The following is a 7,179-nucleotide window of genomic DNA, read 5'->3' on the forward strand; positions in this document are numbered from 1 at the left end:
GTTTCAGTATCTGCGCTTCCTTGTATGGCTTTATCGTTACCACAACTTAAAAGGATTAAGCAAAATATATTTAAAATGAAGAGTCCTATTTTCATGAACCAAATTTGTTTGACTGTAAATATAGTTGAAAGAACTCATCCTCACTTTTTCTATTTCCTAAAAAATGTCTAAAATTTATTCAGATGAGATTATTCATTTATAATAATAGTATTGATTAACTGAAGCACATGATTATCAACTTCATAAAAAAACAATCATTTTTCTATAAATTTTAATATTAAAGCATCTTAATTCTTACTATTTTTGAGGATAATTTAATAAAAGAGCATGTCTTCAAAAATATTAATTATTGGTGCTTGTGGGCAAATAGGAACAGAGCTTACAACCAAACTAAGAAAAATTCATGGTGTAGATAACGTTATTGCTAGCGATATTAATACCAGGAAGTTAGACTTAGTTAACTCAGGTCCTTTCGAAATTATAGATGCTAAAAACTTCAATGCCATAAAAGACTGTTGTAAAAACCACAATATTGACACTGTGTATTTAATGGCTGCCTTGTTAAGCGCAACAGGTGAAAAATACCCAATGGAAGCATGGGATTTAAACATGAACTCTCTTTTTCATGTGCTTAACTTAGCAAAAGGAGGAACCATTAAAAAAATATTTTGGCCAAGTAGTATTGCCGTTTTTGGACCTACAACACCAAGAGAAAACACACCACAGCACACCATTTGCGAACCAACAACGGTTTATGGTATTACCAAACAAGTTGGTGAGCGTTGGTGCGAATATTATTATAATAAATATGATGTAGATGTAAGAAGCATACGCTATCCAGGTATTATAAGTCATAAAGCTATGCCTGGAGGAGGTACTACAGATTATGCTGTAGAAATCTATCATGAAGCTATAAAAAATAAAACTTACGAATGTTTTTTATCTGAAAACACAAGCTTACCAATGCTATTTATGGATGATGCAATTAAAGCTACTGTAGATGTAATGGAAGCTCCTTCAGAACAACTCACTATTAGATCAGCATATAATTTAGCAGCCATGAGTTTTACACCTCAACAGATTTTTGAAAGTATAAAAAAACAACTTCCAGAGTTTTCAATTACCTACAAACCCGATTTCAGGCAAGCAATTGCAGATAGTTGGCCGTCTTCTATTGATGATAGTGTTGCACGTAAAGACTGGAATTGGCAAGAAAGCTATAATTTAGAAGCTATGACAGTTGAAATGTTAACACAATTGAAGAAGAAGTACAAGTCCTAATCTATTAACGCTTCAAAGTAAAATGCCCAGAGAACTGTCGACCATCTTCTAGTACCACTCTAAACCAATAATCGCTTGTTGGTAGATTTAATCCATTGTAAGTACCATCCCATCCACCATTTAATGCTTGGAATTGATGAAGCAATTTTCCGTAGCGATTAAATATATAAATCATACTTCTAGCTTGATAATTAGAGCTGATGCCTTTTAGCTGCCATCTATCATTAACACCATCTCCATTCGGTGTAAAATATTTTGGATAACCTATAACTGGTATTTCAATATTTACAGTACCACAACCATTTTTATCTCTAACATAAAGCGTATGAAAACCTGGAGTTACATTACTAAAAAATGGCTCATCTTGATAATTAAACTCATTATCTAAAGCAAATTCATATTCGCCTAACCCTAAATTATTATTTGTATTGTTAATGGTAATGGTATTGTTATCTGAAAAATCCCTAACTGTAATATCATCTAATGTTATCGTTGCTAATTCAGAAGCATCAACAAAAACATTTCTAGATCTTGAACAACCTGTGCCATCCGTTTTAGTTAAGGTGACTGTATAAGTTCCAGGTGTAGAAACCTCTAATATTGTAGCCATAGAAAGCAGAGTTCCATCTTGGTAAACCCATTCGTAACTAAAGTTTTCGCTAGAATCTGCTTCTATAGGATCTAATACCACAGTAAACGTAGGATCTGATGAACATACTATTAAAGGTGTCTCAACAGTAAAATCTGGTAAAGTGTTAACTACAAATTCTAAATCTGTACTATCTACACAACTCTCATTTAATGGATTAATAACAGTTGCAGTAATTGTTTGCGTACCAGAAACCAACGGATTTGGTAAAGGACTAGATAATTCCTCGCCAGCACTATTAAAATAATGGACTTCCATACCTACTTGCCCTTGTAAAATATCATTTTGAATAGAAGATGTATCGAAACTAAATAATCCATCAGTATCATCAGCGTCGTTATCACAAACTGGTGCAATTGTGACAGGATTTGCAATTGGCGAATCATAAACTTCAAACTCTAATGTTGTTTCATCAAAACAAGCTCCATTAGGATCTGCTGTAACGTTATTTGTAACACGAATTGTTATAGTTTGATTTCCTGTTACAAATGGATTGGGTAAAGGACTTGGTAAAGCCATACCTGCTTCATTAAAATAAGTTACGTTAACATCACTTAAAGATTGACCATTTAAAACTGCCGATTGAACCTGAGAAACATTAAACGGGAAAAGTCCATCGTTATCATCATCGCATTGCGCTTCAATAGTTACTGAATTTGCCACAGGTAGTTCTTCTACAGTCAATGTAATATGAGTTCCTAAACCTAAACAATCATTAGCGATTGCACTATCTACTCTTATATAAATTTGTTGCGTGTTTGGATAACCTATATTTCTATAATTTGAAATATCTGTAATCTCATTAACCTCAGCCAAAGCATCTGCTTCATTTCTAAAATATCTTGGTGGTAATGGGTTTTGACCAGCAGGTATAAAAGCTAAAACCTCAGCTGTTACGCTACTAAAATCGAAAGTTGCAATACCATCACTGTCATCATTATTGGTATTATCATTTCCGTTAATATCTAAAAAATCATCGCATCTATTAAATGTACGTTGAAATGTTGAAGGAATTGCAGTGGTAGAAACCTGTAACTGAACTTCGGAAACGGCAACACATCCTAATTGTGAAACCACACGAGCCCAAACTAAACCACTACTTACATTTTGATTCACAAATAAGGTTGGATCATTAATATAATCTGAGCTAAGTTCATCACCACTTATCGCTGCAATTTCAGTGAGATAATATGAAAAATTCTCATTCGCAGAATTAATAGAAATCAAAGTGTTCGCTTCAGTAAGGTTAAAAGCACTAAAGCCATCGTTGTCATCATCACATTGTACTAAAGTTACAGGTGTATTGACTTGTGGCAATGCAAAAACGTTAAGTGTAATGTCTTCAGAATAAAAATCGCAACTATTTCCTGTTCGGTTTAATTTAGCACGATATAAATTACCATTAAATGTTAATGGTGTATTTGAAATTGTTAATTCATTACTTAAAGTTCCGCTATAAATAGCATCATCAGTAATTGGAAGCCAATTAATACCATCTGTACTTGTTTCCCATTGGAAGGTTTCAGTAGTATCCGAAACCACAAAAATTACTGCATCCGAAGCCTCACAAGCATCAGTATCTATTGGTTCAGTTAGTATTGTAATTGGTGCTGCGTCTAAGTAATCACTATTCGGAATAGTATAACCATCAAATGCATTAACGACTAATCCATTACTATTTATTATAGCAACCATATCTCCTAAAAGATCATCTGTGTTAGCATCAGAAAATCCGGCTTCAACAACATCACTGCAACCATCATCATCACTATCTAAATCGAGATAACTAAAATTAGAATCGGTATCAAAATCATTGAGTGTATAGCTTATTAACCCACTATCTGGTGAGGTTTCAGCAACATCAATCCAACCATTAGCTCCAAAATTCATAACAGGTCCATCAACGACTCCATTGCTATCTGTATCTGATAATAATCCTAATTGGCCAGATTCATGTAAATCATGTATGCCATCATTGTCAGCATCTAAATCTAGATAATCTGCAATAGTGTCATCGTCAGTATCAATTGGTACGGCATTGCTATTATAAACATCATCTAGTCCATCATTATTGGTGTCAAATCCCGATAAATTGAGAAAATTATTCCCTAATGATTCTATATAATCTGGTATGCCATCATTATCACTATCTAAATCGAGTGCATTCTCAATACCATCTGCATCTGTATCGAGTTGGTAACAACTCAATGAAATTATACCATTAAATGTTGAAGATTCTGTGACATTTGTAAGATTATGAACTATTGAAAACCCGCTAACCTTATCTGCAAAAAATTCATAAGGTGCAGTGCCTGTAGGAGATGGATTTATTTTAAAACGAATCTCAGATCCTGAAATTAACGTAACTCCAGTTTCAAAAACACCATCAAAATTAGAATCTACAAGTAATCTATTATCTAGATCTTGAAGCGTAACATTTTTATTTACAGGAGTGATTTTTACAGTAAAGTATTCCCCATTTGTAATCATATGTGTTGTAGAAGTGTCTTCAGAAAATTTAACGTTTACTAATTCTGAAAAAGACATGCTATACTCGTTTTCGGCTGTATTTGCAGGATTAACTGTACTTGTAATACGACCTTGATTATCTCCTGTAAAACTATTTGTATTACCAGAAGAACTGGTCTGTGTGTATAATCCTGTTGCTAAAGTATCGTCTATAGAACCATCATCAAATATAAATTGTGGTTGATTTAAAAATGATAAATCTAGAGTAACATTCCCATTAGATTCTTCGCAATTTAAAATTCCGTCATTATCATTATCTATATCAAGATTATCAATAATACCATCGTTATCTATATCATCTGGACAAATACTCACAGGAACCTCTGCTGATTCTAACACCAAACCAGAACAAGTTACAATACCAACAAGTTTATAAGTTCCAGGATTTGTTGGTGTTAGATCTGGTGTACTTATACCTAAATCTACAAAACCACTGCCAGAGCCATCATCGAAAAGCCACTCGAAACTATCAAAATTTTGTGTGTTGGCAGCAGATAAGGTAATATTTGGGATACAATTTCCAAGAGCTACAAATTCGGTGTTAAAATTAATTTCTGGTGCAGAAGGAAAGCCAGAATAGAAGCTTCCGGATGTGGCAGCTCCATTAAAATTGAAATAGGCACAATACAACTCATCACTACTTTGTACCGAAATATTCCCAGTTAAGCCTGTGACTTTATACGTCACGTATTCCGTGTTTCCGGTTACTGCACTTGGTCCAATAGCTCCAAAGTCAGCAATTGGTGTATTATTAATAGTAACCGTTGCACCTACTTTGGTTACAATGGATACTCCACCAGAATAGCTGGTAGAACCTATATTTTCAATATTTGCAATATTATCTAAATTGCCTCGTGCCTCACAACTCAAAGGTGGCACAAAAAACAAGCCTTGATTGGCTTCAGAAGTTGTAGCTCCTACACCTTGATAAGCGAAAACATCTTCTGATGTCTCTACATACATATTTCCGTTAGTGTTGTAATTATTGCCTTCAATGACATAGTAATCACCTGCATTAATTGTAGTAATTGGAGCAGATCCGTTGATACTAACCGTTGTGTTATCTGTATGCGCAACAATTAAGATATTTTCCCAATTATTGGTTCCATCTCCTTTTACAAAAATATATTCACTTCCAATTTTTGAGGCTCCTACAATTTGATCGATTCCATAATCTCGTCCATTTCCATTATGAAAACTTCCGTTTGCCGAACCACAATTGACCACAATGTCTTTGTTAGAAGTTACTAAACATCCTATTAACCCATCTCTATTAATAGTTGTATCTAAACTATTAGTTGCTATAGTATAACTTTCGTGCTTATCTAATGTAATAGAAACTGGTGTTGTCCCTGAATAATTTTTTATGACTAAACCCGCTGGAAGATTATCAAAAACAACTTCAGTATTATCTTCTGTTGCCATTATAGACACAAAATTTAGATAATTATCCTGTGGATTCTCATTGGTAAAACTACCAACCCTAAACTCCTGTCCTAATGCAGAAGCGCCTTTACTTACCAAGGCTCCGGCTTGTGCATTATTACCTGCTTGCATTCTTACAGAAACATAAATAACATCTTCTGCCTCTATAACATAACCTTTACTTGTTATTGTACTTGTTTGATTAGATGCCACAAATAATTGACCATTACCAGTGCCTATATTTATAACTTGTGGACTTCCATTAGATACTAAGCCTGTAATATCACTGGTTGTTGGCAAACCAATTTGTTTAATTGTATAGGCAACATCAGCTGCACTTGGTGTAGATAAATAGATATATTGATTTTCTGGGTTTGCATTACCAAATTCTGCACTTGTTAATGGTGGAATATAATGCGTCTTGCTTAATTGAGCAATGGCCTGTTGACTCAAAAAAACAATAACTATAAAGGCTAAAAATCTTATGGAATAAAAAATGCGTAACACCAATATTAATTTAAAAACTAATGTATATAATATAACCTAGTTTTAGACTCATTAAACTTTAAAAGGTTTAATATATAGGATATACGTCAATATACATTACTTAAGCAGTACACTTTTTTAAAAATAAAAAAACATATTACTATGAAAAACATATTTCTAAAAGAAATGATTACATTATAAGAGTAATACTATAAAAGGATTAATATGCACGATAAATTTTTAAAAATAGCAATCAGTGAAGCAAAAAAAGGACTACAAGAAGGAGGCATTCCCATTGGGAGTGTGCTTGTACATGATGAAAAAATATTAGGTCAAGGTCATAACAAAAGAGTTCAGGATGGTAGTGTTGTATTACATGGTGAAATGGATGCGTTAGAAAATGCTGGTAGACAACTAGCATCAGTCTACAAAGCATCTGTTATTTATACTACTCTTTCCCCTTGCTCAATGTGTTCTGGAGCTATTTTATTGTATGGTATTCCTAAAGTAATTGTTGGCGAAAACAAAACGTTTATGGGAGCAGAAGAGCATTTAAGAGCCAATGGTGTTGAAGTTATAATATTAAATGATGAAACTTGTATTTCTATGATGACTGACTTTATAGAAAACCGACCAGAACTTTGGAATGAAGATATTGGTGTTTAATTAAACCAACTATGCAGTTTTTGTTAATTATTAAAGCACAAAAAAGCCACTACTTTCGTAATGGCTTTGTATGCTCCTCTTCTAAGACTCGAACTTAGGACCCTCTGATTAACAGTCAGATGCTCTAACCAACTGAGCTAAAG

3 protein-coding genes and 1 tRNA gene are annotated in these 7,179 nt (G+C 33.5%); 2 read left to right on the top strand and 2 right to left on the bottom strand.

Features of this window, described 5'->3' with window-relative positions; translation table 11 throughout:
* Positions 1-327: 327 nt before the first annotated feature.
* Positions 328-1,281 (top strand): NAD-dependent epimerase/dehydratase family protein, encoded by a 954-nt coding sequence (locus QZZ53_RS16390; RefSeq protein ID WP_296386700.1) that lies wholly within the window; start codon positions 328-330, stop codon positions 1,279-1,281.
* A 4-nt stretch (positions 1,282-1,285) separates the two neighbouring features.
* Here the strand turns inward: QZZ53_RS16390 and QZZ53_RS16395 are convergent, their stop codons facing one another.
* On the bottom strand, positions 1,286-6,337 hold the full coding sequence (locus QZZ53_RS16395) for a T9SS type B sorting domain-containing protein (protein WP_296386702.1): 5,052 nt from the start codon (positions 6,335-6,337) through the stop codon (positions 1,286-1,288).
* A 258-nt stretch (positions 6,338-6,595) separates the two neighbouring features.
* Between QZZ53_RS16395 and QZZ53_RS16400 the strand changes: the two genes are divergently transcribed.
* Complete coding sequence (locus tag QZZ53_RS16400; protein WP_296386704.1) at positions 6,596-7,036, top strand: nucleoside deaminase; 441 nt, start codon at positions 6,596-6,598, stop codon at positions 7,034-7,036.
* 74 nt (positions 7,037-7,110) lie between these two features.
* Here the strand turns inward: QZZ53_RS16400 and QZZ53_RS16405 are convergent.
* A tRNA-Asn gene (locus QZZ53_RS16405) sits at positions 7,111-7,178 on the bottom strand.
* Position 7,179: the final 1 nt, after the last annotated feature.

It is taken from the genome of Winogradskyella sp., assembly GCF_016744625.1.
Lineage (GTDB): Bacteria > Bacteroidota > Bacteroidia > Flavobacteriales > Flavobacteriaceae > Winogradskyella.